Raw genomic sequence first — 25341 nt, forward strand, 5'->3', positions numbered from 1 at the left:
AATGTGAACTTTGGTTCATATAATGCGAATATGAACTTTATTTCATATTTTGAAGGGTGATGGAGATGGGCGTTAGAACACGAAGAGCGTTATCTTTTACGGCAATAGTCCTGGGCTTTTTCATGGCGCTGCTGGATACGACGATTATTAATATTGCCCTGCCGGAGATGACACGTCATTTCGGCGGAAGTGTATCACAAGTCTCCTGGGTGATGAACGGCTATAATCTGGCCTTTGCCGTGTTTATACTCACCGCCTCCCGTCTGGCCGATCAATTCGGGCGGAAGAAGGTGTTCCTCATTGGCGTGGCGCTGTTTACGCTGAGCTCCCTGCTGGCAGGTTTCTCTACTTCGCTCGGTATGCTCATTGCACTTAGAGTCATTCAGGGATTGGCCGGTGCGGTGATTGTGCCGGTCACGATTCCGCTGACCACCACAACCTTTCCCAAAGAAATGCACGGCGTGATTATCGGCATCTGGGGTGCCATCTCCGGGGTGGCGGCTGCAAGCGGTCCGGCGCTTGGCGGGATTCTGACACAGAAGCTGAGCTGGGAATGGATCTTTTTTGTGAATGTACCGCTTGGGCTGCTGAGTATTGTGCTGACGGCCATATTCATTAAGGAATCGCGGGATAACACAGCGGGCCGTTCCATAGATTACGCCGGGATCCTGGGGATCACCGGAGGGATGTTCTTCCTTACATATGCTCTGATCAAAGTGCAGGATTACGGCTGGAGCTCACGGATTTTCCTAGCGCTGCTGGCTGCGGGAGTATTGTTTGTGGTGTTCTTTTTTATTACGCAGTACAAGGGGAAGGAGCCGATGCTGCCCTTGTCATTACTAAGGATCAGAGCATTCAACAGCACATCGGTTTCTATGATCATCTTAGGTGCGGCGCTGATGAATGTTTCGCTGCTGACCTCCTTTTATCTGACCCGGGTGATGGGGGTGTCGGAACTGAAGGCGGGCCTTGTTCTCTCCATGATGGCAGTCGGCTCCATCGCCAGCTCAGCCATTTCCGGACCGCTGTCTGCGAAATATGGCAGCAGCCGGTTTGCTGCAGCAGGCATGGTGTTGATAGGCGGTGCCACCTATTCCATGAGCGGGCTGCACGCCGGCTCTACACTGGGCGCGGTGATGCTCCGGCTCGCGCTGGCCGGCCTTGGTGTGGGGCTCTCGATGGCGCCTGTGATGTCTTCGGCGATCCGGGTCGTTCCTGAAGATAAGGTGGGTATTGCTTCAGGGGTAACCAATATGGCGAAGTCACTCGGCAGTGTAATCGGCGTGGCCATTATCGTCACCGTGCTGCAGCATAATACAGCCGGGCAGCTGAGAGCAGCGGGCTCCGCTAACATACGGGTGATACCTGGAGCGGATGTGCAGCAGCAGGCTGCCGTAGATGCTTTCAGCCAGACTTATAAGTTTGCAAGTTACCTGATCCTGCCGGGAATCGCCGCAGCTGTATTCAGTGATGAACGCAGACAGCGGCGGGGCAGCGTTTGATAATTAGCATGTCGTATCTCTACAGCTGTTTGTCTGTGCCTGGCGGAATCCCTGAAATAATATTTTTCTTATAACAACGCAAATTAATTGTTCGCGAAACTGGACAGTGATTATTTTGTTCACCGGTGTTCCGAATCGTAGCAATAAGTCCCGGCCCCGCATAAATTGGAACAGGACGAGATGCCGGGCAGCGTTCTCTGCGGTCCCCATCCTGTTCAAGTGCCGGGAGGGATGCTTATGCCACGCAGAATTACCAGTACACCCAGACAAAACGGCTACCGTATGCCCGGAGAATTCGAGCCGCATCAGGGGACATGGATGCTCTGGCCGACCCGGACGGACACTTGGCGGCTGGGGGCGAAGCCGGCGCAGGCTGCTTTTGCCAGAGTGGCGGCAGCGATTGCGGAGTTTGAGCCTGTAACGATAGGCACCATCAGTGCCCAATATGAGCATGTCCGGGCACTTGTGCCACCGCAGGTACGTGTGGTGGAGATCTCCTCGAACGATGCGTGGATGCGGGATATCGGCCCGACCTTTGTAGTGAACAGCAGCGGCGGGGTGAGGGGAATTGACTGGGGGTTCAACGCCTGGGGCGGACTGGACGGAGGGCTGTATTTTCCCTGGGACCAGGATCTGCTGGTGAAGCGGAAGGTGCTGGAGATCGAGAAGCTGGACTATTATGACCTGCGGCATTTCATCCTTGAGGGCGGAGCTGTTCATGTGGATGGAGAAGGTACGCTGATAACTACTGAGCAGTGTCTGCTGCATAAGAACCGCAACCCTCATCTGTCCAAAAGGCAGATCGGGGGTTATTTGCGCGATACGCTGAACGTAGACAAGATTATCTGGCTGCCCCGAGGAATGAGCGATGATGAGACGGACGGGCATATTGATGAGGTGGCCGCTTTTGTGAAGCCGGGCGTAGTGGTGATGAGCTGGACGGACGACCGGGAAGATCCGCAATATGAGGTGCTGCACGAAGCCTATTCACGGCTCATCCGGCAGAAGGATGCCCGCGGGCGCAAGCTGGAGGTTCACCGGCTGCACATCCCGGAGCGGCTGATCATTACAGATGAAGAGGCGGGATGGATCGACCCGGCCAGCGGCAGCTACAGCCGTGCCTCAGGTACAACATTCGCTGCGACTTATGTGAATTTCTATATCTGCAATGGCGGAGTGGTAATGCCGGCATTCGGGGACAGACGGGATGGGGAGGCGCTGGAGACCGTGCAGCAGTTATTCACAGACCGCACGGTGGTGCAGGTCAATACCCGTGAGATCGCCTTGGGCGGCGGGAATATTCACTGTATTACCCAGCAGCAGCCCCGGGGCTGGTAGTTTTGCACTTGCACCTGCACCGGGCTCGAAACGGGCCGGCATATCGTCTAACCCGGGTCCTCTTGTGGCCCGGGTTCTTTTTGTGCATGGAGTGAAACGGTTTACCCGGCCGACTTGCTGCAAAAGCGCTGGTTAAGGTTCAATCAATGCTTGTATGTTAATGATTGACATATGCCCATGACTGTATTAATAATAGTAGTACAGTTAATACACCCTGGCATCCTGTGAAACATCATATGAAAGGAGGACTGTCATGTTCGAACTCGATGTACGCAGCCGCAAGCCGATCTATGAACAGCTGACCGGTAAGGTCAAAGAGATGATTATGCATGGTATTCTGCAGGCGGATGAACAGCTGCCTTCGGTGAGGGCTTTATCCTCGCAGCTTACGGTGAATCCCAATACGATCCAGAAAGCCTACAGGGAGCTGGAGCGGGAAGGTTACATCTATTCACTGCAGGGCAAAGGCAATTTCGTAGCCCCGCTGCAGCACGGACAGAATGAGAGTAAACGGGCAGAGCTGAAGGAAGAGCTGCTGCGGCTGATGGCAGAGGCAGTCTACCTCGGATTCACGGAGAGTGAGATGAGTGCGCTGTACCGCCAGGCGCTGGATAAGAGAAGAGAGGAGAACAGCCATGATTGAGATACGCGGAGTGAGCAAGATTTTCCAGGAGGAAAAGGCTGTTGAAGACATTTCGCTGACTGTACATAAAGGCGCCATTTACGGCTTGCTGGGCTCCAACGGAGCCGGTAAAACAACGCTGCTGAAGACGCTCGCCGGTATCTATCGTCCTGAAACAGGGAGTGTCAAAATAGACGGCCAGCCGGTGTTCGAAGCTCCTGAGGTGAAGCGCAGGCTGATCTTCATGCCGGACAGTCCTTATTTCTTCCCGCAGGCAACTATCAGAAGTATGGCGGCATTCTACCGTTCCATCTATCCGGAATGGAGCCAGAAGAGATACGAGGAGCTCGGGACGGCGTTCCGGCTGGATACCCGGCGCAAGCTCAGCCGTTTCTCCAAAGGAATGCAGCGCCAAGCCGCCTTCTGGCTGGCCCTCAGCTGCAAGCCGGATGTGCTGATTATGGACGAGCCGATCGATGGGCTGGACCCGGTCATGCGCAGGCAGATCAAGAATCTGCTGTTCCAGGAGGTGGCCGAGCGGGAGCTTACCGTGCTGATCTCCTCGCATAACCTGCGGGAAATCGAAGATCTATGCGACCATGTCGGCATTATGCATGAAGGCCGGATGCTGGTTGAGAAGGATCTGGATGATCTGAAGGCGGACACGCATAAGATCCAGGTGGCCTTCCGCGATGAACGCCATGCGGCGGCGCTGGAGGCCAAGCTGCAGATTCTCCATCAGGAGCAGCGGGGGAGTGTCAGCCTGTATATTGTAAAAGGCGACCGGGAGCGGATCGCCCAGGCTTTTCATGTCTACGAGCCTTATGTGTTCGATCTGCTGGCGCTGACGCTGGAGGAAATCTTTATTTATGAAATGGGGGATGCCGGTTATGACGCGCAGCCGATACTTCTTTAACAGCAGCATTATCCGCCAGAATCTGCGCCAGCACGGCTGGATCGGAATCCTATATACACTGGTACTGTTGTTCATATTCCCGCTGCAGATACTCATGAACGGCTATCGTTTTACGGAGCCGATGGAGATACCGGACCTTTTTAACATTGGCATAGATATTGCACCTTTCCTTGTTGCTTTTCCTGTTGGAGCCGGCTTATTCCTGTTCCGTTATCTGCAGTCCAAAATGCCTTCCGACCTGTGGCACAGCCTGCCGCTGCGGCGCTCGCATCTGCTGGCTTCCCATACGCTGAGCGGTTTGCTCCTGCTGCTTCCGCCTGTCTGGATTACGGCTGCGGTTGCGGCTATCATCCGCCCGCTGGACGGCATCATGTATATCTACAACGCAGCCGATGTCTGGGAATGGTGCCTGACCGTCAGCCTGCTGACGCTGTTTCTATTTGTGTTCACGGTATTTGTAGGCATTTGCACGGGACAGACCATTCTCCAGGGAATCCTGATCTTCATCCTGCTGGTTCTTCCCGCTGCACTCCTGCAATTCATCGACCTGCATCTGAACAGATATCTCTACGGGTATCCGGAATGGTCCGGCTTGCAGAATATCCTGAATAACTGGGCACCGCTTCTGCGTATTATGGACCTGTCCGTGGAGCCTTTTACTAGTGTGGAGACGTGGGTATATGCCATTCTTTCCGCTGTGTTCATGGCGCTGTCCTTCCTGCTGTACCGTAAACGCCACGGGGAAAAAGCCGGTCAGGCTCTGGCCTTCTCCTACTTCAATCCGCTGTTCAAAGCCGGTGTGATGCTGTGCAGTATGCTTCTGGCCAGCCTTTACTTCGGTACCGGGCGGAATCAGCTTGGCTGGATCATCGGCAGTGTCTTTATCGGAGGGCTGGTTGGTTACATTGTAGTAGAGATGATTCTCCGTAAAACCTGGCATATTATGACCCGCAGGCTGCCGCTTGAATTCGCGGTCTACAGCGTGCTGCTGGGTCTGCTGCTCTACATTCCCGTGTCAGGGTTAACCGGGTATGAGGACAGGGTGCCACAGGTTGATAAAGTGACTGCGGTATATGCCGGGGGGAATTACGAGTTCTTAACCCAGGATCCACCACAAGGGATTAACGGCATTAAGGAACCGGAGGAAGAGATTCTATCCACGGATCCGCGGTACATCGAAGCTGTCACTGCGCTGCATCATGCGATTGTTACTTTGAGGCCGGATCCCGGGAATGCGCCGAGTTATGATTATACGGGTAACCGGCAGTTCACCCTGGTATATAAGCTGGAGAGCGGGCGGAAGCTGATGCGGACCTACAATGTTCCGGCCAAGGGTTTCGAGCCGGAACTGAAAGCCATAATGGAGAATGCGGACTTTAAGCGCGTGAAATATGTTCTGTCCATGCTGGACCGGAATGTAGACAGCTTCAGACTGAGTAATCTGGATAAGGTGGTCAGTATTTCTGACCGGCAGGAGGTTCTGGAGCTTAAGGAGATTCTGAAGCGGGAAGTATTGAATATGTCCTATGAAGATCAGGTTTCCGGTCAGCTTGAGCGGGCATCCATTGAGTTAGTCAATAAACCGGATTCAACAGGTTATCAGCGCTATTATTCTTATCCGTGGTATCCTTCATACCATGAATTGGGGACCTGGCTGGAACAGAAGGGCTATGCTAATAAAGTTAAAGCAACAGCAAAGGACGTATTGTCAGCTGTAATTTTCAAAGATTACAACAAGGATGGAATGGCTTCAGCGCTTCGTGGCAGTATTGAACGGCGTTTGAATCTGGCCCGCAACGAGGAACGTTCAGTCACAGTTAAAGATAAGACACTTATTGATGATATTCTGCAGCACCGTCAGAATGTCACCGGACAAGATGGCAGGTACGTGGTGAAGATAGAGTACAAAATTGGAATGACGAGTTACATCTCAATAGACGAACAAGACGTAACGCCAGAGCTAAAGGCCCTTCTACCATAGTCATCTTGTCTATTAAAATTAAACCAAAGTCAGACTAATGCCCCCGTATCCGGTGATGTTTCCCGGACGGGGGCATTTTTCTACCGCATCCATGGAATGAACAGCGGTTGAGGCTAATGATTTCGGGATGACTACTCTTGTTTCCGCCCGAAGCGTGCCGGGGAGGAAATGAGGTGCGGATAATGAGGCGCTTGCGTGTCTTAAGCCTCTGCTTGGGTTATGCTTATATAAAGTAAGCATAATGACTCACATGGAGCTGCCGTGTAAGGAGGGAACTTTAATGGAAGAGGTACCGGATCATCTGGATCATGGACTGCAGATCGTCTTCATAGGATTTAACCCCAGCATCCGTTCCGGAGAGCTGGGTCACCACTATGCCAATCCGCGCAATAACTTCTGGCGCATCCTGCATAAGTCCGGTCTGACGCCGCGGCTGTATGATGCCTCGGAGGACGGCGAATTGCTGAAGCTGGGCTACGGGTTCACGAACATTGTCGCCCGCCCCACGGTAGGCGCTGAAGATATAACCCGGGAGGAATACACGCAGGGCCGGGAGCTGCTCCGGGCCAAGCTGGAGCAATACCGTCCGGAGATCGCCTGCTTTGTCGGCAAAGGCGTATACACGGAATTCAGCCGCAGAACCAAAGCGGACTGGGGATTTCAGGAGGGGGTGACTCCGGTGGTGGATGGAGTGCGGGAGTTTGTCACGCCTTCGTCCAGCGGTCTCGTCCGTATGCCAATGCCGGAGATCGTGGATATTTACCGGCGTCTGCATGATTTTACGGAAGAGAAGGAGACTTGAGGCAAGGGCCGCCATATACTTGATTCGTAGTTTCCGCAGGATGGGGACTTCTGAGGAAGCCCTGTAGACCTGAAAGTTGTACGTTTTACAACTTTGATTCATTGAGAGCCAGGTATTCAGGCGGATTGTTGTATGAAATACAAGAATAATCCTGCTAAGCCGCTAGAGAAAGGCGAAATCATGCCTTTTGTACAACAATTCTGGATTTAGGCCCATAGGATGAAGGGAATGTTGTATTATGGGTAGGATTTTATAAAAGGTCACCAGATCTTTGCCCCGGAACGCGGATAAGCGGATAAAGCTGGTAAATTCGAACAATTGCAGTGAACTGCACATCAAACAAAAGCCCCCTCAGCTCAAAGGCTCAAGGGGGCTTACATAGTTAGATCTGAATCAGCAGCAGAATGATGGATGATAACGACAGGCAGACGCTGACCAGATACAGCACAGCAACGACCTGCTTTTGGTTCAGGCCGGCTTTGAGCAGGCGGTAATGAACCTGGGTGGCGTCGGCCTGATAGATGGCCTGGCCCTTGAGGAACCTTTTGACGACAACAAAAATATTATCGAAGATCGGCACGCCGAGCGCAAGAATCGGGATGCACAGGGACAGCACCGTTGCCTGCTTGAAGGCACCGTCGAGCGCAATCACGGCCAGAATGAAGCCGAGGAAGGTGGCGCCGGCGTCACCCATGAAGATTTTGGCGGGAGCCTTGTTGTAGCGCAGATACGCGACTGTGACCCCGATCAGCGACATCGCCATGATGGCCGACGAGGATTGTCCCATGGTAATGGCGACTACGAACAGGGTTACTGCCGAGATCGCCGTCAGTCCTCCGGCCAGGCCATCCATGCCGTCAGAGAAATTAATCACCGTGGTGACGCCGAAGATCCAGATAATCGTCAGCAGGAACTGCAGAATGAACGGCAGTGAGATATAATCTCCTGAGAAGGGATTGATGAATCCCGTGAAGGCATTGCCTGAGAAAAAGACGAGAATCGCTGCGGCGATCTGAACAATGAATTTCGGAAGCGCCGGGAAGTCCTTGCCTTTGGTTTTGTACCAGTCATCAATGGTTCCTATTGTCAGCAGCAGCACGCCGCCGATGAACAGGGCCAGCGTCTCCAGTGAGAAATCCCGGGCAAACAGCAGATATGTAATAAAGAAGCCTACGAATATGGCATAGCTGGCCGTGAGCGGAATCGGCTCCCTATGTATTTTGCGTTCTACATCTTCTCTGGGCCTGTCCACAAAATCAAGGCGGAAAGCGAGCTTACCAAGAGGGGGAATCAGCAGATAAACGATAAAAAATGACACGAGAAACGCTAAAACGTATAAAATGACAATCACCCCGTTGATTTATTTAAAATATAAGAACATATAGGTTTCACACGATAACTTATCCTTCTATTTCTCGCAGAAACGCTACCATCCTTAAAAAAAGGACGGCAAAGCCGTTTCTGCTTGGGCTGGTCTGTCCTAAATTATATCGCAGAAGGTTATACGTTGTCGAACCGGCAAACGAGATGGAGGGAATTATTTTGAAATACGAATGTATTTTATTTGATGCTGATGATACGCTGTTTGATTACGGGATGGCGGAGAGCCATGCCTTGTACCACGCCTTTGCCCATTTTGGCCTGCCGACAGGGGCAGAGGACTATGCGGCCAGCTACAAAGCAATTAACCATTCGCTGTGGAAGGATTTCGAGCAGGGGCGGATTACCTCTGCCGCGCTGCGGGTGGAGCGGTTCAACCGGCTGTTTGCCGCACATCACCTTGAGCTTAAGCCGGATGAATTCAGCGAAGCTTATCTGCGGTTCCTCGGTGAAGGCACGTTCCTGATTCAAGGCGCGATAGAGCTGTGCGGAGAGCTTGCCGGATGCAGGCTGGCGATTATTACGAACGGAATCAAGGATGTGCAGCAATCCAGAATTAAGGGTTCGCCGCTGAGCGAGGTGTTCGAGGCGATTATTATCTCTGAGGAGACCGGGTATCAGAAGCCGGAGACGGGGATTTTTGACTATGCTTTTGAGCGGCTTAAGATTACCGATAAAAGTAAGGTGCTGATTGTCGGTGACTCCCTGACCTCGGATATCCAGGGCGGGATCAATTATGGCATCGATACCTGCTGGTTCAATCCGCTGGAGAAGCCGGGAGATCCGGATGTGCTGCCTACCTATGAAATCCGCAGTTTACATGAGCTGCTGGAGATTGTGCGCTAGGGCGAAGTTTGTGGCAGGCGGGTGAAGTGGCGCGCCAATCCTTCTTGAACTTGGCTTCCGGGAGGTTGAAAGATTCTCCCCTGTGTTAAATATATAAGGACGCTATATTCATCCTATATTGATAACAACACACGGGAGAGGATTACTATGAACAAAAAATGGCTGATTGCCGCCGTGGTCACCGGACTTACGGTAACCGGCTCGGCAGGAGTCTACGCAGGCGCCAAGCTGCAGCAGATCAAAGCCTATCTCAACCACAGTCTCGGGATTGTGGTGGATGGCACTCCTTACTGGCTGAAGGACGGCAATGGCAAAACTCTAACGCCAATCACCTACGAAGGCACCACTTACCTGCCCATCCGTTCGATCGCGGATGCGCTGGATGTGCCGATAACTTATGATGCCGCGAATTATAAAGTGCGGATCGGTACCGGCAGCGAGGTCACTCCTTCACCGGGAACCTCCGCTGGCGGCGGGACTACAGCTCCGGTAGAGGGTACTGCCCGGCCGGTTAATCTGCCGAAGGATTTCCCGATTCCGGCCGATGCCCTGATTGCGACTACCCTTGATACGGATGCTAACGGTGTGAAAAAGGTAGCCTTCAGCTACTCCACGCAGGAAACGCTGGACATGATGGGATTCGTATACAGTGAATATGTGCGGATTAAGCGGCTCGATAATGCCTCTGAGACCGTATCCGCCAGCACGGTCAAAATTACCGGCAGACTCGGTGGTACAAGCCCGGTATCGATCACTGGTAAAGCTTCGACTGCCCGGCCGGGCTTCAATATCTTCACCGTTACCTGGTCAGAGAGCTAACGGAGTAAGTATGCCGTCATACAGCCGTATACAGACTCAAAACTCCGGGCCGCTTGTCGGCCCGGAGTTTTTGCTGGGATGCTGCAGATTCAGGAGGTGCCTGGTACACGGACTTCTGCACCCGGAGACCCTGATTGTCCACTGTCCGTGGGTCCTCTAAGAAGGATAGATGCTGTGCCCGCCAGCCGGGCAGACTCCTTAAGCCTGCTGCCGGGTATCCAGCGGCTTCAAATGGGCTTCGATCTGTGCACGTTTCGACTCCAGGAACGGCGGCAGGGCCAGAGCTTCGCCCAGATGCTCCACCTCTTCATCGGTGGCGAAGCCCGGTCCATCCGTAGCCAGCTCGAACAGGATTCCATTCGGCTCGCGGAAGTACAGGGAGCGGAAGTAGAAGCGGTCGACGAATCCGGAATTGGGCAGCTGCACGGTGCGGATACGTTCGATCCACAGCTTGAGCTCTTCTTCGTTATCCACGCGGAAGGCGACATGGTGTACACCGCCCCGTCCGAGGCGCTCCTGCGGCAGATCCTTGCGTTCCTCCAGATGAATCTCCGTGCCGGACCCGCCTTCTCCGGTCTCGAACACGATGACATCCGGCTGTCCGGTTACCGGCGAAGGATAAGTGCCTGCGCGGCGGAAGCCGAGCAGGTCTTCCAGAATCAGTGCCGTATGTTCGGCAGTCTCCACTGTAAGATGTGCCGGACCCAGTCCAACAATGGCATATTCCGCCGGTACGGGGCTCTTGTCCCAGGGCTTGCCGCCGGCCATGCCCTGATTATGCTCATCCGAGACGAGGATGAGGCGCTGTCCCTCGTGGTCGGTGAAGGCCAGCGTCTTGCGGCCGCCGCGTTCGGTAATCTCATCGTGCTCTACACCAAACACCGTGAACCGCTGGGTCCAGAAGAGCAGCGCATCATCACTTGGTACACGGAGTGAAAGTGCAGAGATGCTGTTGTTGCCGTCGCGGTTGCGGCCGGCGTTCGGCAGCTCGAAGAAGGTAAGCTCCGTACCCGGATTCCCGGTCTCATCACCATAGAACAGGTGATAGACAGAGACATCATCCTGGTTTACTGTTTTTTTGATCAGGCGGAGTCCGAGCACTTCTGTATAGAATTTGTAGTTTTCCGGTGCTTTGGCTGTAATGGCGGATACATGATGAAGCCCTTTTAATGTTAAACTCATGGGAAGACCTCCTAATAAAGTTTTGCCGCTTCGTAAGCAGCAGCTATAATTTTGTGACCTTAAGCGGATGTATTTGAACGTGCCGGATACTTAATGAGTATTTTTAAGTTACTATAATTTTAATAGTTAATAAGAATAAATGCAAGATGTATTTTATAATCCTATATAGTATCCAAGAAAGCGGGGGTAAACATGCATACCCAATCAAGTCTGCTGCGGCAGCTGGAGAACCTGCGAATCGATCCGCGCGGAACGCTGCTGGTTCATTCCTCCTATAAAAGCATCGGTGAAGTAGAAGGAGGGGCGGACACCGTACTGGATGCGCTCTCCGAATATATGAAGGAAGGGCTGCTTGTCCTGCCGGCACATACCTGGTCATATATTAACGGGGCGAACCCGAAGTTCTCTGTTCTGGAGTCACCCGTCTGTGTCGGCATCCTGCCGGAGCTGTTCCGGAAGCGGCCGGGTGTGATCCGCTCCTGGCATCCGACCCACTCTGTAGCTGCGCTTGGAGCAGACGCGGCGGCCTTCACTGCCGGAGACCAGCGCTGGGATACGCCCTGCGCGCGAGGCTCGGTCTACGGTAAGCTGCTGGACCGCAAGGCAGAGATAATGCTGCTGGGTGTGGATCTGCGGAGGAATACCTTCATCCATGGCATTGAAGAGTGGGGGGATATCCCCGGCAGAATGACGGACGGGCATGAACTGCTCTACACTGTGACACCTGAAGGGGAGGAAATCGCTGTTCCTTCACGCAGACATTCCGGGCTGTCCTGGTCGCAGCATTTCTGGAAAGTGGAGCCTGTGCTGGAGAAAGGCGGCGCTCTGCGCCGGGGGAGCTTCGGGGATGCCGGAGTCATGATCTGCGGAACCGTGGAGACCACGGATATCCTGAGCCGCATGCTGGAGGACAATCCGGATTTGTTCTCGGACAATGAACCGCTAAGCGGAGGGGATGTGCCTGAAGCATTACCCAAGACGAAGCCGGGAATTCCGCAGCACCGGCCAGCCCGGGAGCGCTCCCGCCCTTAATCCGGGGCCGGGTATCTGTTCATTCTGGCAAGGCCCTATCAATGTATGGTATATTATTCTCACAAAAAACAAAGTAAGGAGATTGGAAATGACAAAAACTTTGATCTTTGGACACAAAAACCCGGATACAGATACCATCTGTTCAGCAATTGCTTATGCAGCACTCAAGAAGGAACTGGGCTGGGATGCCGAGCCGGTCCGGCTGGGAGAAGTCAGCGGAGAAACCCAATATGCGCTTGATCACTTCGGGGTACCGGCACCGCGCCACGTGGAGAATGTTGCCGCTGAAGCGAAGCAGGTTATTCTCGTTGACCATAACGAACGCCAGCAAAGTGCGAATGATATCGATCAGGTCCGTGTGGTTGAAGTTATCGACCATCACCGGATTGCCAACTTTGAAACCGCTCATCCGCTGTACTATCGTGCAGAGCCGGTAGGCTGCACTGCAACAATCCTGAATAAGCTGTACAAAGAGAATGGTGTAGCCATTCCGAAGGACATCGCCGGTCTGATGCTCTCCGCTATCATTTCCGACTCCCTGCTGTTCAAATCGCCGACCTGCACAGATGAAGATGTTGCCGCTGCCCGTGAGCTGGCTGACATTGCTGGTGTAGACGCTGACAGCTATGGCCTTGCCATGCTCAAAGCGGGTGCGGACCTAAGCGACAAGAGTATTGCCCAGCTGATCTCCCTGGATGCCAAGGAATTCAAAATGGGTGAATACAAAGTGGAGATCGCCCAGGTCAATGCGGTAGATGTGAACGATGTGCTCTCCAAGCAGGCAGAGCTGGAAACAGCCCTTACCGCGATTATCGACGACAAGGGACTTGATCTGTTCCTGTTCGTAGTTACCGATATCCTGAACAACGATTCGGTTGGACTGGCTCTGGGCCGCGTGGCAGGTGCTGTGGAGCAGGCTTACAATGTGAAGCTGGACGACAACAAAGCTGTGCTGAAGGGTGTAGTTTCCCGCAAATCGCAGATCGTACCGGTGCTGACCGAAACGATTGCCAAGCTGTAACAGGCACGCCCGGAACTCATCCGGAACAGTGAATAATCCATAATTTTACATAAAACCGGCTGCAGCATTCTTAACAGGATGAAGCAACCGGTTTTATTTTACAATTGACAGCAACTCCTTCCGGTTTGGCGGGTATAATCAGCATAGGAATATTTGAGGGGGACGGAAATGATGGGGAAGATACGTAAGCTGGCGGTGTCCACACTTGGACTGATGATTATCTCAGGAGGAACTTTGCTGTATGCTGCTGCGGGCAAAGCGGATCTCTCTGTATACATAAATAATGTGCTTCAAAAGCAGCCGGGGATATCATCGGAAGGCCAGACCTATGTGCCGCTGGACCAGCTTCCTGACAATATGCATGCGATCCTGTCTCTGGACGAGTCGGCGGGGACGGTCCGTATCTATAAGCCCAATGTGAACACGGTGCTGCTTGATGAAAAGGGTACCATTTTCGGCAAAGTAAGAACCGCGTCCAGCAGTACATTCTACACCCTGGTGCAGGTGGATCAGCTGAAAACGGATGTTTCCGATTTGAAAATAACAATTACTGACCCGGCCGGCAAAACGGATACTGTGGACAATCAGCAGATTACGGAGAAGAAGGAGAGCTTCTGGTTCAAGTCGGCGGCGTATAATTACACCTTCACAGAGAAGGGCAGCTATACGATCCAGGTCTATTTGAAAGACACTGCATCCAAGAAATGGTTCATCGTTTCCGAACTGCAGATATCGACCACTTAGGGTCTTCATCATGAAGGAGGAGCGGGGAATATGGCAAAAACACGAAACAGCGGAGCTCCCCAATATAAGTCGTTTGGTCTTGTACTGCAGGCATTGGTAATTCTCGCGAAAAAAGGTAGTACCTGTTCCAGCTGCGAAATCGCCGGATTGCTGTCGTCTGAAGCCACACTGTTGAGGCGCCTTATGGCTAATCTGACCCGTGAGCGGATTCTGGTAACCCGCGAGGGGCGTGACGGAGGATATCTGCTTAACCGGGCGCCGGAAGAGTTGACGCTTGCTGAGATTTATCAGGCTATGGAGGCAGGAGAAGGACGCGATAATGGTCACAGTGATACAATATGTGTAAATGCATTGGGGACACAAATGAAGGTAGCCTATGGTGAATTGCTGGACGAGCTGGACCAGAGTGCGCTAAGGGTTCTGGAACGTTATACGCTGGCCGATATGGTGCGCAAAACGGAAGATTGACAGGGTGCTTTTTTTTGAATTATACTGTGCGTAATATTATACAGTTAAACGCTGGCGCTAGAATACAGCGGTTGATGAAGTGCTTATTTGGATCAGGAAGAGGAAGAGGAGGATGAGCGTATGTCAGCAGAACTAAAGGTAGAACAGGAATTCAGCAAGGTGATTCGCGATAGGCATTCTGTGCGGAAATACGATCCATCCTGGACTATATCCGATGCGGAGATTAAGGAGATCCTCGAAGAGGCGATTCTTGCCCCGTCTTCGTCCAATCTGCAGCCTTGGCGGTTCATTGTTATTACCGACCCGGACGTGAAGGCGCAGCTCCTGCCGATCGCCCATAACCAGGCACAGATTACCGAATCCTCAGCAACGATAGCCGTGCTTGGCGATCTGGAGGCTTACCGCAACGCGGAGACCATCTATCAGTACGCAGAAGCAGCCGGTTATGTCACAGCGGAAATAGGTGCGGCTATGGCCAAAAGAAGCTATGACGGCTATTCGGGCATGCCTGCTGAGAAGCTGAAGGAGATTGCGCTGATCGACGGAGGGCTGATCTCCATGCAGCTTATGCTGGCAGCCAAGGCGAGAGGTTATGATACCGTGCCTATGGGCGGATTCGTGCACGACAGCTTCAAGGCGCTGTTCGGGATTACGGAGCGTTATGTGCCGGTGATGCTCATTGCACTGGGCAAGGCAGCTGTAGAGGGACGGCCGACAGCCAGACTTCCGCTGGAAGCAGTTGCGCAATGGAACGCTTTTCAGGCCTAATTCTGAAGGATTAAGCTTCACACTATATTACTGTACCTGCTGTTTTCTGAAGAAACGGATGCCGCCCCAAGGGCCGGTGCCCGTTTCTTCTTGTTTGCGGAGCTTTCTGCTACACTGAAGGTATGCAAGACCCTGAAGTTCATTAAGACAGACCATAACAGCCTTTAGGAGGAGATCACATTGATTACAGTATATCCTGCAGAGTCTGCACACCGGTTCGATCACGGCTGGCTGAAGGGCAGTCATGTCTTCTCGTTCGGCGATTTCTATGATCCTGACAATACAGCCTTCGGCCCGATGCGGGTCTGCAACGACGATACCATCTCTCCGGGAAGAGGCTTTGGTGCCCACCCGCACAGTGATATGGAGATCGTCTCCATTGTGCTGTCCGGCGTGCTGCGCCATGAGGATAACCTGGGCAATGTGGCGGAGACTTCTTTTGGCGGTATTCAGCGGATGTCAGCCGGAACAGGCGCTATTCATACAGAGCATAACCCTTCTGACAGCGAGCCGGTGCGGCTGCTGCAGCTGTGGTTCATGCCGCGTACCCGGGGAACGGCCCCATCCTATGCGACGGGCCGCTTCGATCCGGCGAAGCTGGATGGAAGACTGCTTCCGGTAGTGGCAGCTGAAGCCTCGCCGGAGGTCGTCGGCATTGCCCAGGATATGACCATCTATCTGGGCAGAGCGCAGGCTGGCGGGCTGCTTGATTTCCGGCAGGAGCCGGGCCGGCGGATCTTCGTCTATTTAATCGGCGGACAAATTACGCTGAACGGGGACGCTGTGCTGAAGCCGGGAGATTCTGCCCGGATTGAAGGGGTGAGCCATTTGGAGCTGCAGGCAGACGGGGATATGCTTGTCATGCTGATTGATCTGCCTTAAATAAGGCTTAAACCTAAATGTGGAGGAGGAATCCTTGATGGCAGAGCAGGAAAGAGTACTGGTGAAGCATTCCGTAACAGGGCGTATGCTGATCAGCAGTACAGATGGCATAGGCTATACCTTTGATGAGCAGGGCGGGCTAACCGTGATTACCCTAACCGGAGTTCCGGCTGATAAGGGTGCGGCAGTTGCTGAACTCAAGGCTGAGCTGAATGTATTCCGTTTCGAGGAACCGGCTGGCAGGCCGGTGATTAAGCACTGGTATTACGTAGGTGATCATCCTGTAGTATATGATGCGGCCACGGGCCGTCTGACGATAGCTGTGCAATCCGAGATCGAATACCGGCCGGACCAATACTGGGAATAAAGCTGCAAAGACATCAATCTGACTCTCTAACGCTTCGCGTGAGGTTGATGTCTGGTGCTTGCTGGATTTTGCTGAAAAAAGCTGAAAATGGGACAAAAGATATTGACAACATGTCCTGAAAGGTCTGGCTTTGTTATGAAACGTAACATGTACATAAAGTGGAGACAGGAGAAATGAAGCTAATGGAATTGTTTGCGGCAATGGAGCGGGACGACTACGAGGAAGTGCTGTTTTGTCAGGATAAGGCATCAGGCTTGAAGGCAATCATTGCTATTCATGACACAACACTGGGTCCCGCACTGGGTGGAACGAGAATGTGGACCTATGCTACAGAGGGAGAGGCGGTTGTGGACGCGCTCCGGCTCGCCAAGGGCATGACGTATAAGAATGCGGTTGCCGGGCTGAATCTGGGCGGCGGCAAGACGGTGATTATCGGGGATCCCAAAAAAGATAAAAATGAGGCGATGTTCCGCGCCTTCGGCAGATACATACAGGGCTTGAACGGCCGTTATATTACAGCCGAGGATGTAGGCACTACGGAAGAGGATATGGACATCATCCATCAGGAGACGGATTTCGTCACCGGCATCTCGGCTACCTACGGTTCATCCGGCAATCCTTCACCGGCTACAGCTTTCGGGGTATACCGGGGAATGAAGGCAGCGGCCAAGGCGGCATTCGGCAGTGATTCACTGAACGGCAGAACCGTTGCCGTGCAGGGTGTCGGCAATGTATCCTTCACGCTGTGCAAATACCTTCACGAGGAGGGGGCACGCCTGATCGTCACAGATATTAATAAGGAGGCTGTCAGCCGGGCAGTAGAGGCTTACGGGGCTACAGCGGTGGACCCGGGTGAGATTATTCAGGCGGATTGTGACATCTACGCGCCGTGCGCACTCGGTGCCACCATTAATGATGAATCCCTGCCGCTGCTGAGAGCCAAGGTTGTGGCGGGAGCCGCTAACAATCAGCTTAAAGAACCGCGCCACGGGGATGCCCTGCATGAGATGGGGATTGTCTACGCCCCGGACTATGTCATTAATGCCGGCGGCGTAATCAATATCGCCGACGAGCTGAACGGCTATAACAAGGAACGGGCGTTCAAGCAAATCGCCAAAATCTACGACAGCATCACCCGCGTGCTGGAAATCTCCCAGCTGAGCGGAATTCCAGCTTACGCTGCAGCGGATCAGCTCGCAGAGGAGCGGATCTCGCTGCTGCGTAACAGCCGCAGTACCTTCCTGCGCAACGGGCAGCATGCCCTTAGCAGAAGATAAGGTGAGCAGCCGGGGCGGGAGCGGTGATCCCGCTGCATAATCCGGGTTGCGTTGAATCTGTACATGAACGGCCCTGTTCCGCTAATCGGCGGTGAACAGGGCCGTTTCTTAGGCTGTATAGCAGATCATTCGACAATTCGTTTGCTATTTCATGCAGAATAGTGAGAAATGTAGCAGTAGCCGGCTTGGATAATAAGGAAAATAGAACCAGGAAAGATCTTGCAGGATTGAAAGGTGGAGACACATGGCAGCGGTGAATATGAATGCGGCAATGAATTACGGAAGCAGGGAGTCGTACTTTGACGGGACACTTATCGAGTATATTGGCTGGTGCCTGGCAGGCTGGCTGGTTACGGTGTGTACCCTCGGAATTTGCTATCCTTGGTCTGTGGTGATGATCTACCGCTGGAAGGTGGAGCATACCGTAGTTAACGGGCAGCGTCTGCGGTTTGACGGCAGTGCCGTAAGCTTGTTCGGACAATGGATCAAGTGGTTCCTGCTGTCATTAATAACGCTCGGCATCTACAGCTTCTGGGTAAGAATTAAGCTGGAGCAGTGGAGAACGAAGAATACTCATTTCCAATAATCCGCCGCATGATTTAAGAATACGTAAGACAGACCAAGAGCCATCGTCCGTAACCGGAGGATGGCTCTTGCTTTGCAATTCCGCTGCTGGAAGGGCGGCAGCGGGGTACGGGATAAATAGCGGTTATTGCACCTTTTGCGGCTCCGGATAGGTTACGCCGAGAGTATCGACCGTTACCTTCTTCATCACCGGCGGCTGTTCAGGGCGGTCATTAGCATCACGCGGCAGATTGACGATATCCTGGACGGCTTCCAGTCCTTCGGTAACCTTGCCGAAAGCGGCATAGCTGCCGTCAAGGCTCGGATACGCGGCGGCCATAATGAAGAACTGCGAGCCTCCCGAGTTCACATCCTGGCTTCTGGCCATGGATAGAACGCCTTCTGTATGCAGCAGATTATTGGTGAATCCATTGGCGGAGAACTCTCCGGCGATACTGTAGTCCGGACCGCCCATACCTGTACCGTCAGGGTCGCCGCCCTGAATCATGAAGCCGGGAATAACCCGGTGGAAGATGGTTCCGTCATAGAAGCCCTTCTGGATCAGCGAAATGAAGTTGTTGACCGTGCCCGGGGCAACCTCGGGATACAGCTCAGCCTTAATAATGGCGCCGTTATCCATTTCAATTGTAACCACCGGATGGCTGGCCGTGGCTGAAGGTACGCCTTCCGTAGCTGCAGCAGCATTATCCTGTGGCGCCGTAGTAGCCTCGCTGCCGGCGGTAGTACTATTTCCGTTTCCGGCAGCAGCATTATTGTTCACAGGCTTGTTGCCGCAGCCCGCCAGAATCACGAGCATCAGACACATCGCCGCCAGCAGGATGACGGGTTTTCTAGTAGTAAGCTTCACGGTACAAATCTCTCCTTTTATCTTTGAATAATAGGTGCAGTCTCCCTAGTATCATACCTTCTTTGTCCCGCTTCATGCAAAGCCTGCCCCTCCGGCCGGGATTGGCACATTCTTCAAAGAGGGGTAGAATGGGAGAAGTGCTTCCAAAAAAACGCTGAAGGGATGTGTACAGCATGAGTTTTTCATGGAAGCGGAACCTGATCGTGCTCTGGGTAGGGGTTTTCTTTTGCAGTACGGCATATTCGATCTCGATTCCGTTCCTCTCAATTTTTCTTAGCGACCAGTTAGGTGTTACAAGCCATTTGGAGATATGGTCTGGGGTCAGCTTCGGCATTACGTTTCTGGCCAGCGCGCTAATCTCGCCTTACTGGGGTTCACTTGCCGACAAATACGGCCGCAAGCCGATGCTTATCCGTTCGGGCTTCAGCCTGGCGGCCCTGTATCTGATTAATTTCTTCGTGCATGATCCTTATGTATTCTTAGTCGTGCGGATTCTGCAGGGACTGCTCGCAGGGTTCGTTCCGGCAGCAATTGCTATGGTAGCGACCAACACACCGGAGGATAAGACAGGCTATGCGCTTAGCATCATGTCTACAGCCGGAGCCACCGGCAGCATCATCGGGCCGCTCATCGGCGGCGTAGTCAGCTATTATTCCAGCAACCGTGTTGCGTTCCTGTTCTCGGCTGTTATTGTGCTGGTCTCCGCGCTGATCGCTACCTTCTTCGCCAAGGAAGAGAACTTCGACCGTTCTGCCCCGCGTTCCAGGGTAAGTGATGATATCCGGGAAGCCGGCCAGAACCGGGCATTTATCACCCTGCTTCTGCTTGCGGGCATCAGTACCTTCTCCGTCATGATTCTGGAGCCGCTGCTGCCGATCTATCTGCTGGACATGGGGATTTCACGCAGCAGCGCCTCGCTTAGCTCCGGAATCGTTTTCTCGGCAGTCGGTATCGCTACCGTAATTATGGCACCGCAGTGGGGAAGAATCGGCAGCCGCAAAGGCTATGGCTTTATTCTCTTCATCGGTCTGATTGGCGGAGGGATCGGGAATATTCTGCAGTATTTTGTATCAGGTTATGTAGAGTTTGCTATTCTGCGGTTTGCCTACGGCCTCTTCTATGCCGGTGTGCTTCCTTCCGTTAACGCGATGATAGTCCAGGTCATTGAACCGGGATTTCGCGGACGGGCCTTCGGGCTGAATCAGGCGGCCAGCCAACTGGCAACGATGGCGGGACCGATTATCGGAGGTCTGCTCGGAGCCTTCCTGCCGATCCGCTGGGTATTTGTCATTAACGGCGTCATGCTGCTTGTAGCGGCTGTACTCGTGAAGACCCACAAGCTGGAATCGAAGGTGAATGCCGCGCACGCGGGAATCCAGGTGACACCTTGAGAAGTAACTGCCGCTGTTTCTACTTGTGAAGCTCTTTGACGGCGGCCAGCGTTGTCCCTTCAGGAACAGGGAGCAGTGCGCTTTTGGAGATGCCGATGAGCTGGGAACTGTAGATGCCGCTGTGTCCGGAGAACAGATAGCTGATTACGCAGGCGATGAACATGTATACCGCTCCGCCGGAGCCAAACAGCTCAATGCCCATAATGAAGCAGGCGATCGGTGTATTGACCGCTCCGCAGAAAACGGCGATGAAGCCGAGCGAAGCCAGGAAAGGTCCATAGAGATGAAGTAAGCCGGCCAGACTATTCCCCAGAGTAGCTCCGATGGCAAAGAGCGGGGTCACCTCGCCGCCCTGAAAACCAGTCCCTAGGGTGAAGGCTGTGAAGACCAGCTTCCACAGAAAGGCGAAAGGATGGACATCCCCCGTAAATGAACCGCTGATTAGCGGAATCCCGAGGCCCAGGTAATCCCGTGTACCGGCAATGTACACCAGGGCGATAACGATAAGACCGCCGGTGGCGCTTTTGAGCATAGGGTTACGGATTAGGGCGGTGAAGGTCCGCTTCAGATAATGGGTAAGCTCGCTGAACAGCAGGCTGACCAGACCGAACACAATGGACGCGGCAATTACTTTGACCAGCACCAGCGCATCCATTCCGGGGACAACATCCACCTGATAGTGGATATGGTGCACACCCCACAAGCGGGAAGCGACAAGATCACCGGTGAAGCTGGCAACGAAACAGGGCAGCAGGGCCTTGTGGCTGATCAGGCCGATGGCGATAACCTCCAGACCGAAGACCGTTCCGGCCAGCGGGGTCCCGAAGATCGAGCCGAAACCTCCGCTGATTCCGCACATGAGCAGAATTTTGCGGTCCAGGGAGTTGATCCGGAGCCGTCTTCCCAGCGCATCGGCCAGACTGCCGCCCATTTGCACAGCCGTTCCCTCACGCCCGGCAGAACCTCCGAAGAGATGAGTAATCAGTGTCCCGATAAGGACCAGAGGCGCCATCCGCAGCGGAATCGCTTCATCTCCCTGCTGAATTTGCTCCAGAATAAGATTGTTACCCTTTGCGCTATTCCTGCCGTAACGCATGTACATGCCGCTAACCAGAGCGCCCCCCACAGGAAGCAGGAACAGCAGCCAGGCATGCTCCAGCCGGACCTTGGTCACGGCTTCCAGGCTTTTCAGGAAAATAGCCGAGGCACTCCCCGACAATAGTCCCACCATTCCCCCCAGCACCACCCATTTCACAAATGTACTCCAAAGAGCGAGCTGGCTCTGCCGTGCTGCAAGCTCCACCCACCGTGCATACTTCCTCTTCATCCTGCTATGCCCCCATATCCCGAGTCTGCTCCCTGAAAATAAACAGACTCCTACCAGCGAGTGATCACTGGTAGGAGTCATTAGTCCCGAAGGACGGTTATGGCGAACTCCATCGCCGTATTGAATGCCATTATAGTAAGTTTATTTCGTTCAAATGTCAATACGGTTATGCCGCTTAGTCCTCTTCGCCGCTCGAGCCGTTCAGCACATCGGTTCCGGGCATTGCGTCGGGGTCCGGGGAGACCGGGTCGATCGCGCTGCCGGGATCAATATCGTCGGCATCCGGAATATCCTCCAGCGGAAGCTCTTCCTCTTCCTCCAGCAGCTCTTCCTCATCCGCATAATCAATTACATTGCCGGTCAGGCCTGCCGCGCCGGCAGCGTACAGTGCATCCGATTCCAGGAGCTCGTCCCGTTCCGGCGCCGGAGTCCCTGGCGGAGGGGGGTTCCGGTCTGCACGCGGGCCCAGCCCGGAATCCGGCACATTCAGTCCGATGTCGGCAGCCAGGATATTATCGCCGACCAGTGCCGGATCGGAACCGTCGTCCACCACACCGTCGAAATCTATGGGTGTGAAATTAGCGGGATCGTGGCTGGCCAGAGCAGATTCAAGCGGCCGGTTCCCGGCGGTGTCCACTTCATCACTTGGACTTTGTTCGGTAATCGTGCCGAGCGGACGCAATTCTTCCAGCGGAATATCCTGTTCCGGGGAAATGCCGCCCATTTTGGTATAACGCTCGTACACAAAGTCGGCTTCGGTCTTATTGAATTCATTGCCCATTGCTGTTCAGCTCCCTTTATTTTAAGTCTGCCCCTCTTTGGGGACAGCATGATTAACCGCAGCTTTCTGATCCTTGTCCGGAAGTGCGCCGGGATAGGTGCCTTCCTGAAACAGTCCGGACTCTTCATCAATATCCCGCTCGGTAATCAGGTCCTCACGGTCTTGTTCTTCACCATCAGCAGGTTTCTTATGAGTGTCCATCGCGAGCCTCCTTTACCTATAGTAATTGTATACCCTTTAAACCAGCGGCGAATCTGTTCGGCACCCGGGCAGCCATTCTGTTAATATATTCATTCCACCCGTGGAATAACCACAATTAACGCGTAAATATAAGAATGCATAGGCTTCACAAGCTAACTTATCCTTCTATTTTTCGAGGTTTTTTGCAGGATAAGGCAGGTATAGTGCGAACGTTGTCGAAAATAAGAATCATATGAACTACATAAATACAACTAAGGATTCACTGGGGTGCCACAATGAAGTTGCCTTCAACCAAAACAGCAGCCGCACTAATTATGCTGCTGCTTGTAATTGCCATAATCCCGGTTGGCATTGCCATGGAATGGGGCGGACATAAAGAAGTAACCCTCCCGGCATGGCAGCTTAAATGGGAACATGCAGCTCTACATGATATTCAGGAGGCGATGGCGGCTCCTTCCGGGGAGTGGCGGACTGTACAGGCGCGGGCAGGCAGGCCGCAACCGCCTGCAGGTGCGGATTCAGTCTGGCTGCGGCTTTCTTTGCCGCGGACAGAGGCGAATTCAGCACTCCTGATTGACAAAGTATACGGCGACAGCCTTAAAGCATATATAGACCGCCAGCTCATCTATGATTCCAGTGAGGTGGTCAATTACAGCGGCAACAAGGTGCTAATTCCGCTATGCGGGGAGGACAGTGCCAAGCAGCTGTATCTATGGAGTGCCGGCGGCGGCAAGGATTTCGGCATCGGGGGTAAGGTCAGGGTCGGCAGCTATGACAAGCTGCTGTCCTTCTATGTGAAGCAGGATCTGGTGGATATTGTCATTGGAGCGGCACTGATATTTATGGGCGGAGCGCTGATGATCTGTCTGTTGTTCCTTAAACCGGAATTTTTCTCGGGCGGATTATTTCTGATTCTGGTCATTATATCCTTTGGCGTGCTGCTGATTACGTATTCTCCGTTCCTGCGGCTGATCGTGAACAGCCAGGAGCGGCTTACGGGAATCTGCTTCGATCTGGCACTCTTCACACTTCTGCCGGCGTTTACGATCTACTTTGAACAATTATTTGGACCCGGCAAGCGGGGATATACCACCCGGCTGCGCAATTTCCAGCTGGCTTACTCCTTGTTCTGCCTGGGTGCGCTTGCACTGAATGCCGTGCTCTCATTCCGGCTCGACTACCTGTACTCCTTCCTGACCATCAATGTGACAGGTGTGCTGATTATGGCGCAGTTTGTTTATTTGCTGTATATGTCGCTGACTTATGCCCTCAGGGGCAATAAAGATGCTGTGATTTTCTCGATGGGGTTCTCTGTGTTTGCCTTCCTGTCCCTGAGTGAGCTGCTGATCTATTATTTCTCTTCGGAGAGGTATCATCTGTATTGGTGGAAATGGGGAATGGTTCTGTTCGTTATTTCCCTGATTGTTATTCTGGGAAGACGGTTTGCGGGGAGTCATGAGCAGGCTTTGGAATACTCCAGGGAACTGGAGAAATTCAATAATGATCTGCAGCGGTCGGAGAAAATGGAGATTATCAGTGAACTCGCTGCCTCGGTTGCCCACGAGGTACGGAATCCCCTGCAGGTAACCCGCGGTTTCCTGCAGATTCTGGGAGAACGCTCCGGCAAGAAGGAGAAGGAGTATCTGCAGATGGCCATGGAGGAGCTGGACAGGGCCTCGGTCATCATTACCGACTTTTTGACGTTCGCTAAGCCGGGTATGGATACGGTAGATGTATTTGAAGTCTCCGGAGAGCTGAAGCATGTATCAGGCATTCTGGTGCCCCTCGCCAATCTGCAGGGTGGAGCCATTGAACTGCATCTGCAGGAGGATCTTCAAGTGTCGGGCAGTCCGGCCAAATTCAAGCAGGCATTCATTAACCTGATTAAGAACAGCATTGAGTCATTGCAGGAGGAAGGCCTGATTGTAGTAACCGCCTGGAAGACAGGCAATCATGTGGTCATCAGTGTGCAGGATAACGGCGAAGGCATGAAGGTCAGCGAGCTGGCCCGGCTGGGGGAGCCGTATTATTCCAATAAGACGAAGGGGACGGGGCTTGGACTCATGGTTACCTTCCGGATTATTGAAGCGATGAACGGTTCCATAGAGTTTCAGAGCAGGAAGGGTGAGGGGACAGAGGTTATTGTTAAATTACCAGCCTCAGGTAATAATTAGGAATTATTTTTGTTTATTCCGTTTTTTTGAAGGGATGGGCGGAGGGCGGAGCGAAATACTAACACTAACAGAACTTTGTTTCTGAAAC

General features: G+C 53.2%; 25 protein-coding genes and 1 riboswitch. Of the genes, 19 read left to right on the forward strand and 6 right to left on the reverse strand.

What is annotated here, in order from left to right; genetic code table 11:
- Positions 1–65: 65 nt before the first annotated feature.
- From P40081_RS05380 to P40081_RS05405, 6 genes are all read left to right on the forward strand, one after another.
- Positions 66–1502 carry an MFS transporter gene (locus P40081_RS05380; protein ID WP_042133889.1) on the forward strand — a complete coding sequence of 479 codons (1437 nt, stop codon included), beginning with the start codon at positions 66–68 and terminating at the stop codon, positions 1500–1502.
- 237 nt (positions 1503–1739) lie between these two features.
- Positions 1740–2840, forward strand: a complete 1101-nt coding sequence (aguA, locus tag P40081_RS05385; RefSeq protein ID WP_042133891.1) for an agmatine deiminase — start codon at positions 1740–1742, stop codon at positions 2838–2840.
- A 253-nt stretch (positions 2841–3093) separates the two neighbouring features.
- A complete protein-coding gene (locus tag P40081_RS05390; RefSeq protein ID WP_042133893.1) occupies positions 3094–3483 on the forward strand; it encodes a GntR family transcriptional regulator in 390 nt (129 codons plus the stop codon).
- Positions 3476–4378, forward strand: a complete 903-nt coding sequence (locus P40081_RS05395; RefSeq protein WP_042133894.1) for an ABC transporter ATP-binding protein — start codon at positions 3476–3478, stop codon at positions 4376–4378. The genes P40081_RS05390 and P40081_RS05395 overlap by 8 nt, the downstream gene beginning before the upstream one ends.
- Positions 4353–6359: a DUF6449 domain-containing protein gene (locus tag P40081_RS05400; RefSeq protein WP_042133896.1), complete on the forward strand. Its 2007-nt coding sequence runs from the start codon at positions 4353–4355 to the stop codon at positions 6357–6359. The genes P40081_RS05395 and P40081_RS05400 overlap by 26 nt, the downstream gene beginning before the upstream one ends.
- A 280-nt stretch (positions 6360–6639) precedes the next feature.
- A complete protein-coding gene (locus P40081_RS05405; protein ID WP_156118533.1) occupies positions 6640–7161 on the forward strand; it encodes a mismatch-specific DNA-glycosylase in 522 nt (173 codons plus the stop codon).
- A gap of 382 nt (positions 7162–7543) precedes the next feature.
- On the opposite strand, the gene P40081_RS05410 is transcribed toward P40081_RS05405, so the two are convergent.
- A complete protein-coding gene (locus P40081_RS05410) occupies positions 7544–8503 on the reverse strand; it encodes an MraY family glycosyltransferase (RefSeq protein ID WP_171720677.1) in 960 nt (319 codons plus the stop codon).
- Between the two features lie 200 nt (positions 8504–8703).
- On the opposite strand from P40081_RS05410, the gene P40081_RS05415 reads away from it, so the two are divergent.
- Both P40081_RS05415 and P40081_RS36190 read left to right on the forward strand, forming a co-directional pair.
- The gene (locus P40081_RS05415; RefSeq protein WP_039302939.1) at positions 8704–9387 is read left to right on the forward strand and encodes a YjjG family noncanonical pyrimidine nucleotidase; all 684 of its coding nucleotides are present in this window, start codon (positions 8704–8706) and stop codon (positions 9385–9387) included.
- Positions 9388–9534: 147 nt separating this feature from the next.
- Positions 9535–10206 (forward strand): stalk domain-containing protein, encoded by a 672-nt coding sequence (locus P40081_RS36190; RefSeq protein WP_052421681.1) that lies wholly within the window; start codon positions 9535–9537, stop codon positions 10204–10206.
- Positions 10207–10404: 198 nt separating this feature from the next.
- Here P40081_RS36190 and P40081_RS05425 read toward each other — a convergent pair whose 3' ends face one another.
- The gene (locus tag P40081_RS05425; RefSeq protein WP_042133902.1) at positions 10405–11388 is read right to left on the reverse strand and encodes a ring-cleaving dioxygenase; all 984 of its coding nucleotides are present in this window, start codon (positions 11386–11388) and stop codon (positions 10405–10407) included.
- Between the two features lie 192 nt (positions 11389–11580).
- Here P40081_RS05425 and P40081_RS05430 point away from each other — a divergent pair, with 192 nt between their 5' ends.
- The 9 genes from P40081_RS05430 to P40081_RS05470 all read left to right on the forward strand — a co-directional run bounded on the left by P40081_RS05430 (position 11581) and on the right by P40081_RS05470 (position 18533).
- Entirely contained in the window at positions 11581–12420 is an 840-nt protein-coding gene (locus P40081_RS05430; RefSeq protein WP_042133903.1) for an AAC(3) family N-acetyltransferase, read from the forward strand.
- 88 nt (positions 12421–12508) lie between these two features.
- Positions 12509–13441, forward strand: a complete 933-nt coding sequence (locus tag P40081_RS05435) for a manganese-dependent inorganic pyrophosphatase (RefSeq protein WP_042133906.1) — start codon at positions 12509–12511, stop codon at positions 13439–13441.
- A gap of 168 nt (positions 13442–13609) precedes the next feature.
- The gene (locus P40081_RS05440) at positions 13610–14185 is read left to right on the forward strand and encodes a hypothetical protein (protein WP_144026183.1); all 576 of its coding nucleotides are present in this window, start codon (positions 13610–13612) and stop codon (positions 14183–14185) included.
- 30 nt (positions 14186–14215) lie between these two features.
- Complete coding sequence (locus P40081_RS05445; protein ID WP_042133909.1) at positions 14216–14653, forward strand: RrF2 family transcriptional regulator; 438 nt, start codon at positions 14216–14218, stop codon at positions 14651–14653.
- Positions 14654–14773: 120 nt separating this feature from the next.
- Positions 14774–15421, forward strand: coding sequence for a nitroreductase family protein (locus P40081_RS05450; RefSeq protein WP_042133916.1), 648 nt, complete (start codon positions 14774–14776; stop codon positions 15419–15421).
- Positions 15422–15601: 180 nt separating this feature from the next.
- On the forward strand, positions 15602–16303 hold the full coding sequence (locus tag P40081_RS05455) for a pirin family protein (protein WP_042133919.1): 702 nt from the start codon (positions 15602–15604) through the stop codon (positions 16301–16303).
- A gap of 37 nt (positions 16304–16340) precedes the next feature.
- The gene (locus P40081_RS05460) at positions 16341–16670 is read left to right on the forward strand and encodes a hypothetical protein (RefSeq protein WP_042133920.1); all 330 of its coding nucleotides are present in this window, start codon (positions 16341–16343) and stop codon (positions 16668–16670) included.
- Between the two features lie 182 nt (positions 16671–16852).
- Positions 16853–17947, forward strand: coding sequence for a Leu/Phe/Val dehydrogenase (locus tag P40081_RS05465; protein WP_042133922.1), 1095 nt, complete (start codon positions 16853–16855; stop codon positions 17945–17947).
- 244 nt (positions 17948–18191) lie between these two features.
- Positions 18192–18533 (forward strand): DUF898 family protein, encoded by a 342-nt coding sequence (locus tag P40081_RS05470; protein ID WP_039302961.1) that lies wholly within the window; start codon positions 18192–18194, stop codon positions 18531–18533.
- Between the two features lie 123 nt (positions 18534–18656).
- Here P40081_RS05470 and P40081_RS05475 read toward each other — a convergent pair whose 3' ends face one another.
- Positions 18657–19379, reverse strand: coding sequence for a peptidylprolyl isomerase (locus P40081_RS05475; RefSeq protein WP_156118534.1), 723 nt, complete (start codon positions 19377–19379; stop codon positions 18657–18659).
- Between the two features lie 173 nt (positions 19380–19552).
- On the opposite strand from P40081_RS05475, the gene P40081_RS05480 reads away from it, so the two are divergent.
- The gene (locus tag P40081_RS05480; protein WP_042133924.1) at positions 19553–20770 is read left to right on the forward strand and encodes an MFS transporter; all 1218 of its coding nucleotides are present in this window, start codon (positions 19553–19555) and stop codon (positions 20768–20770) included.
- A gap of 19 nt (positions 20771–20789) precedes the next feature.
- On the opposite strand, the gene P40081_RS05485 is transcribed toward P40081_RS05480, so the two are convergent.
- The 3 genes from P40081_RS05485 to P40081_RS05495 all read right to left on the reverse strand — a co-directional run bounded on the left by P40081_RS05485 (position 20790) and on the right by P40081_RS05495 (position 23079).
- On the reverse strand, positions 20790–22097 hold the full coding sequence (locus P40081_RS05485) for a voltage-gated chloride channel family protein (RefSeq protein WP_042133926.1): 1308 nt from the start codon (positions 22095–22097) through the stop codon (positions 20790–20792).
- A gap of 64 nt (positions 22098–22161) precedes the next feature.
- A riboswitch (Fluoride riboswitch) is annotated at positions 22162–22223 on the reverse strand.
- Between the two features lie 49 nt (positions 22224–22272).
- On the reverse strand, positions 22273–22878 hold the full coding sequence (locus P40081_RS36195) for a hypothetical protein (RefSeq protein WP_052421682.1): 606 nt from the start codon (positions 22876–22878) through the stop codon (positions 22273–22275).
- 21 nt (positions 22879–22899) lie between these two features.
- Positions 22900–23079: a hypothetical protein gene (locus P40081_RS05495; protein ID WP_042133927.1), complete on the reverse strand. Its 180-nt coding sequence runs from the start codon at positions 23077–23079 to the stop codon at positions 22900–22902.
- Between the two features lie 275 nt (positions 23080–23354).
- Between P40081_RS05495 and P40081_RS05500 the strand changes: the two genes are divergently transcribed.
- Positions 23355–25253, forward strand: coding sequence for a sensor histidine kinase (locus P40081_RS05500; RefSeq protein ID WP_042133929.1), 1899 nt, complete (start codon positions 23355–23357; stop codon positions 25251–25253).
- Positions 25254–25341 lie beyond the last annotated feature (88 nt).

This window comes from Paenibacillus sp. FSL P4-0081 (assembly GCF_000758565.1).
Lineage (GTDB): Bacteria > Bacillota > Bacilli > Paenibacillales > Paenibacillaceae > Paenibacillus_AQ > Paenibacillus_AQ phytohabitans.

What these genes read in the sequence shown, in the direction of transcription:
- P40081_RS36190 (WP_052421681.1), top strand. Translation starts at nt 9,535, where the DNA reads ATGAACAAAAAATGGCTGATTGCCGCCGTGGTCACCGGACTTACGGTA.
- P40081_RS05445 (WP_042133909.1), top strand. Translation starts at nt 14,216, where the DNA reads ATGGCAAAAACACGAAACAGCGGAGCTCCCCAATATAAGTCGTTTGGT.
- P40081_RS05470 (WP_039302961.1), top strand. Translation starts at nt 18,192, where the DNA reads ATGGCAGCGGTGAATATGAATGCGGCAATGAATTACGGAAGCAGGGAG.
- P40081_RS05495 (WP_042133927.1), bottom strand. Translation starts at nt 23,079, where the DNA reads ATGGACACTCATAAGAAACCTGCTGATGGTGAAGAACAAGACCGTGAG.
- P40081_RS05395 (WP_042133894.1), top strand. Translation starts at nt 3,476, where the DNA reads ATGATTGAGATACGCGGAGTGAGCAAGATTTTCCAGGAGGAAAAGGCT.
- P40081_RS05485 (WP_042133926.1), bottom strand. Translation starts at nt 22,097, where the DNA reads ATGAAGAGGAAGTATGCACGGTGGGTGGAGCTTGCAGCACGGCAGAGC.
- aguA (WP_042133891.1), top strand. Translation starts at nt 1,740, where the DNA reads ATGCCACGCAGAATTACCAGTACACCCAGACAAAACGGCTACCGTATG.
- P40081_RS05430 (WP_042133903.1), top strand. Translation starts at nt 11,581, where the DNA reads ATGCATACCCAATCAAGTCTGCTGCGGCAGCTGGAGAACCTGCGAATC.
- P40081_RS05400 (WP_042133896.1), top strand. Translation starts at nt 4,353, where the DNA reads ATGACGCGCAGCCGATACTTCTTTAACAGCAGCATTATCCGCCAGAAT.
- P40081_RS05440 (WP_144026183.1), top strand. Translation starts at nt 13,610, where the DNA reads ATGATGGGGAAGATACGTAAGCTGGCGGTGTCCACACTTGGACTGATG.
- P40081_RS05465 (WP_042133922.1), top strand. Translation starts at nt 16,853, where the DNA reads ATGGAATTGTTTGCGGCAATGGAGCGGGACGACTACGAGGAAGTGCTG.
- P40081_RS05500 (WP_042133929.1), top strand. Translation starts at nt 23,355, where the DNA reads ATGAAGTTGCCTTCAACCAAAACAGCAGCCGCACTAATTATGCTGCTG.
- P40081_RS36195 (WP_052421682.1), bottom strand. Translation starts at nt 22,878, where the DNA reads ATGGGCAATGAATTCAATAAGACCGAAGCCGACTTTGTGTACGAGCGT.
- P40081_RS05405 (WP_156118533.1), top strand. Translation starts at nt 6,640, where the DNA reads ATGGAAGAGGTACCGGATCATCTGGATCATGGACTGCAGATCGTCTTC.
- P40081_RS05460 (WP_042133920.1), top strand. Translation starts at nt 16,341, where the DNA reads ATGGCAGAGCAGGAAAGAGTACTGGTGAAGCATTCCGTAACAGGGCGT.
- P40081_RS05480 (WP_042133924.1), top strand. Translation starts at nt 19,553, where the DNA reads ATGAGTTTTTCATGGAAGCGGAACCTGATCGTGCTCTGGGTAGGGGTT.
- P40081_RS05435 (WP_042133906.1), top strand. Translation starts at nt 12,509, where the DNA reads ATGACAAAAACTTTGATCTTTGGACACAAAAACCCGGATACAGATACC.
- P40081_RS05380 (WP_042133889.1), top strand. Translation starts at nt 66, where the DNA reads ATGGGCGTTAGAACACGAAGAGCGTTATCTTTTACGGCAATAGTCCTG.
- P40081_RS05425 (WP_042133902.1), bottom strand. Translation starts at nt 11,388, where the DNA reads ATGAGTTTAACATTAAAAGGGCTTCATCATGTATCCGCCATTACAGCC.
- P40081_RS05390 (WP_042133893.1), top strand. Translation starts at nt 3,094, where the DNA reads ATGTTCGAACTCGATGTACGCAGCCGCAAGCCGATCTATGAACAGCTG.
- P40081_RS05450 (WP_042133916.1), top strand. Translation starts at nt 14,774, where the DNA reads ATGTCAGCAGAACTAAAGGTAGAACAGGAATTCAGCAAGGTGATTCGC.